Raw genomic sequence first — 4,467 nt, forward strand, 5'->3', positions numbered from 1 at the left:
AGAGGTTCAATAATCTCCCACTCTTTATCGCTTAGGCTACTGCTATATCCCATGTTTGATCCCTTTCATTACTCTTCCTAAGATACCAAATGGGTTCTATATTCTCGCAGGTGTTCTCTTTAAGAAATACTCTCAATGGAATATAGATTTATCTCCCGAGTTGATTAAGATCATGACTGCGTTATGAATTTCCTCGTCTTGATAGTTTTTATTAACATTTGAGAGCTATTTATACAAAACATACGTTCCCATTTATTCTGCAACCTGATTTCTATCACTGATGTGTAATCTTAGTAGGAAGTCACAAGACTGAATGGATTTTGTAATTTTGGAGCGACTACTATGCAAACTGACAAACCTACAACTATTGATACACCTACAAATAGCACATCTCAAACAATCACACCACAGGCAGATAGAGTTAGCGGAATGTCTCGCAATGCTTGGATTACCGGGTTTACTCCTCAAGCAGAACTTTGGAACGGTCGTCTTGCTATGATCGGTTTTGTATCAGCGATCATGATCGAATTGTTCACCCATAAAGGCGTTCTTGAGTTTTGGGGTATTTTGTCCTCAGGCGTAGTTCCCCCAGTTTCCTAAACTGAATTATACAGTCAAAAAATAAAGTAAAAAGGAGGGGGATTTTCCCCTCAAAAGCATTGAATTGTTTGGAAGTTAAGCATTTTAAACCTCCATCAAAGATAGTTCCTATGAATTTAACTTCAGAAAATTCCGACCCTTCGGTTCATCCCGTATTTGATGACTCGAAAATTGGTATGACTGGAGTAGAGATCGCTCTATTGGTTATTATCATTTGGGCGCTGGGTTTTTATTTTTTAGTGAACTCTGTATCTGTGAAGCAAACTTCCTTGGGTTGGGTAGGAGTGATGATATTGTGGCAAACCTTTATCTGTACGGGGCTTTTCATCACGGCTCATGATGCTATGCATGGAGCAATTTTGCCGAAGCATCATCAAATTAACCACTTTATTGGTTCTCTTGCACTCTTGCTCTATGGCTTTTTCTCTTATGATGAGATCTCAAAAAAGCATTTGCAACATCATCATGCTCCCGCGAGTGAAGCTGATCCTGACTTTCATGATGGTACACATAAAAATGCGATCGCTTGGTACATCTGCTTTATGCAAAGGTATTGGAGTTGGTGGCGGTTAGCAGTTTTACTTACTGCCTATGCGAGTATGCATAGTTTTCTAAATATTGCCTATGCCAATTTAATTCTATTTTCAGCGGTTCCCACGATTTTAAGTTCGATTCAGGTTTTCTATTTTGGGACTTTTCTACCTCATCGCGAACCCATCGGTGGTTACCAAAATACTTCTCGCGCTCAAAGTATTTATCGCCCTTTGCTGTGGTCATTTCTCACTTGCTATCATTTCGGCTATCACCAAGAGCATCATCTCCAACCCAATACACCTTGGTGGAAACTTCCTTCATTACAATTTATCTCATAGTCAACCAATTCATTCAAGAAATAGAACACTAACTTGTGATAGTTAGCGTAAGGAAATACTTTCCAATTCTAAATATTAAATTAGGAAGTTATTCTATGAACTTTGCACAATACTTTTATGCACCAGTGTTAAATTTGCCATGACAAATCTATCTGGAAAACACGCCTCCTTTTGGATTGACTCTACCCCTGCAACCACCTATCCTTCCCTTGAGAATAGAGTCACTGTGGATGTGGCGATTATTGGTGGCGGTATTGTCGGACTGACCGCAGCGACATTGCTAAAAAAAGCTGGAAAAACAATCGCGATCATTGAGTCTAGACAAGTTGCCGCAGGTGTCAGCGGTCATACAACTGCTAAAGTTACAGCATTGCATCAGTTAATATATGCTGATTTAATTAAGCAAATCGGTGAGCAAAAAGCAAAACTTTATGCAGAATCTAATCAAGCTGCGGTTGAGCAAGTGGCAACTTTTGTCACTGAGCAGCAGATTGATTGTGATTTTAGTCGTCAAAGTTCTTACACATTTGCTGAGCCAGATAGTGAGCTAGATCAAATTAAAGAAGAAGTGCAAGCCGCTCTTAAATTAGGACTTCCCGCGACTTTTGTTACAGAAACCTCACTGCCATTTGCGATCGCAGGAGCGATTAAGCTTGATAACCAAGCGCAGTTTCATGTCCGCAAATATTTGCTCCATCTTGCGAAAAATATTACTGGCGATGGTAGCTATCTATTTGAGAACACCAGAGTTCAGAAAGTTGATGAGGGTGATTCCTGTTATGTTGTTACAGATCTGGGTGTAATTACTGCCCATGATGTAATTGTCGCAACGAATCTACCGATTCTCAACCTAGGACTTTTCTTTGCCAAAACCTATCCCGAACGCTCCTACATCGTAGGCGCAAAAATCGATTCCTCGAACGCTCCCGTGGGAATGTATATCGGCAGTGGCGAATCTTCCCATTCGATTCGTACCACTCCCTATGAGGATGGGCTGCTCCTATTGGTTGGCGGCGAAGGACATAAAGTTGGTACAGAGTCTAATACGGAAGAACGGTATCAAAAACTAGAATCCTATGCTCGCGATCGCTTTGGTATTGACACATTTGCCTACCGATGGTCAAACCAAGACATGGTGTCATTTGACAAGCTTCCTTACATTGGCAACTTGACTCCCTTTAACAAACATATTTATGTTGCTACAGGATTTAGTCTGTGGGGAATGTCGAAGGGAACTATGTCTGCGATGATTCTCTCCGACTTAATTCTCGGAAAAGACAATCCCTATACAGACTTATATGATTCGCTGCGTGCGACTCCATTTGTAACAGTGGAATCGGTCAAACAAGAAGCTGATGTGGTAACTCGATGGATTGGCGATCGCTTCAAAGGTTTATTGTCTAATTCTTTTAGCGAAGTAGCTAAAGGTGAAGGCAAACTACTAACTATCGATAATGAGAAAGTGGTTGCTTACCGCGATGAGCAGGGAAACGTCCACGCTGTCTCAGCGACATGCACTCACCTCGGTTGTATCGTGAGTTGGAACAATGATGAGAAAAGTTGGGATTGCGCTTGCCACGGCGCAAGATTTAGCTGCGACGGCAAAGTGATTCAAGGACCTGCTGTCAAGGACTTGGAGCAAGTCGTTAGCTAAATTCACCACCTTGGTGGTGGGCATAGTGTGTGTCTCTTTGCACCGCACACCCTGTACTTCTAAAAACATTTTTTATTTAGGAATTTGGAGTCAAAAATGGAAAAGTATATTTGTAAAACTTGTGGATATGTCTACGATCCTGCGATCGGCGATCCAGACTCAGGTATTGAGCCTGGTATTCCCTTTGGCGCTTTACCCGATGACTGGGTTTGTCCCCAATGCGGAACCCCCAAGGCTGATTTTGAGCCAGAAGATGCGCCAGCAACTGATGTCCCCTTAATGGAACCAGTCACATCTTAATCTTTCATTTACGGCATTTTTCGATTACACGAACTGCAAGAATTATTAAAAAGTGCTGCAAAGCAACACTTTTTAATAATTCTTGCTTCGGGTTTGAGCGCAAAGCGCTGTAAGAGTTAGGAATTATTAAATGACACGGCAATTGGCGGGGTGACAGCAATCAACTCTGGGATTAAATATGCTGTCATTTACCAGATGACAGCTATTGATGAGGCAAGTAGGGGTAGCTACAGGATACGTGTAAAAACCTGCAAGATAGGTTTAAAAGCGTTACCCAGAGGAGATTTAAGAAATCAGTTTAGACTTATAGGGAGAACCACAAAAAGGACAGAAGCGATGCTTGAGCGAAGAAATAGTTTGCTGGCAATGAGTACAGCGATCGCCAAGTTTCCCCCCACAGAGAAAGCAAAAATTAGCTCTGACATCCATCCAGAGAGGATCAGCAGGATTACCAGGAGTCCAGCAAGACGGACAGAACTTAAGCATAGAAACAGGCTCAATGGCAGTACCACGAGAGACAGCCTCTAAATATTCCACAGGAACTTGCAAAGCAGAAGCCAAACCAGCTTTACTATGAGAACTAAGCTTGGCAGTCAGTCCCCGTTCAATCTTGCCCAAACTCTGCAAATGAATCGTCGCCATCGCCGCTAACTCCCTTTGATTCAAACCGAGGGAAAGACGGATACGTTTAACATAAGTACCCAAAGTTTCACCAGAGTTAGGCGATTTATCACCCTGTAAAATATTCACAAAACAGTGTTTAAAAGTATGTTTATAGAAAACTATACTATCAACAACATTCTCTAACCTATCGCTTCAACTAGCTGATAAATTGACTATCACATTAGCTACAGTCACCACTGAATTTCTAGAGCGTGCAGGACTTGCCAAAAGTACTGTGCAATCCTACGAACTGAGTCTAATGCCACTACTCAAAGAATAAGTAGCCATGCAGAATTATTTACACATATCCGAACTAATGGGAAGATTCTAAGAATCACCATATCCGAACTAATTACTGTGAGACTAATTGAGCCACTT

General features: G+C 41.6%; 5 protein-coding genes. 4 read left to right on the forward strand and 1 reads right to left on the reverse strand.

The features are described from left to right. Nucleotides 1–429 precede the first annotated feature (429 nt). The 4 genes from H6F41_RS18465 (at nt 430) to rd (ending at nt 3,426) form a co-directional block, all read left to right on the forward strand. Nucleotides 430–600: a chlorophyll a/b-binding protein gene (locus tag H6F41_RS18465; RefSeq protein WP_190404932.1), complete on the forward strand. Its 171-nt coding sequence runs from the start codon at nt 430–432 to the stop codon at nt 598–600. 110 nt (nt 601–710) lie between these two features. Further along, on the forward strand, nt 711–1,472 hold the full coding sequence (locus H6F41_RS18470; RefSeq protein ID WP_190404928.1) for a fatty acid desaturase: 762 nt from the start codon (nt 711–713) through the stop codon (nt 1,470–1,472). Between the two features lie 139 nt (nt 1,473–1,611). Beyond that, entirely contained in the window at nt 1,612–3,126 is a 1,515-nt protein-coding gene (locus H6F41_RS18475; protein ID WP_190404929.1) for an FAD-dependent oxidoreductase, read from the forward strand. A gap of 96 nt (nt 3,127–3,222) precedes the next feature. Further along, nucleotides 3,223–3,426 (forward strand): rubredoxin, encoded by a 204-nt coding sequence (rd, locus tag H6F41_RS18480; RefSeq protein ID WP_190404930.1) that lies wholly within the window; start codon nt 3,223–3,225, stop codon nt 3,424–3,426. A 285-nt stretch (nt 3,427–3,711) separates the two neighbouring features. Here rd and H6F41_RS18485 read toward each other — a convergent pair whose 3' ends face one another. Next, nucleotides 3,712–4,176 carry a double zinc ribbon domain-containing protein gene (locus H6F41_RS18485; protein WP_190404931.1) on the reverse strand — a complete coding sequence of 155 codons (465 nt, stop codon included), beginning with the start codon at nt 4,174–4,176 and terminating at the stop codon, nt 3,712–3,714. Nucleotides 4,177–4,467: the final 291 nt, after the last annotated feature.

This window comes from Pseudanabaena mucicola FACHB-723 (assembly GCF_014696385.1).
In the GTDB taxonomy this organism is placed as follows: domain Bacteria; phylum Cyanobacteriota; class Cyanobacteriia; order Pseudanabaenales; family Pseudanabaenaceae; genus Pseudanabaena.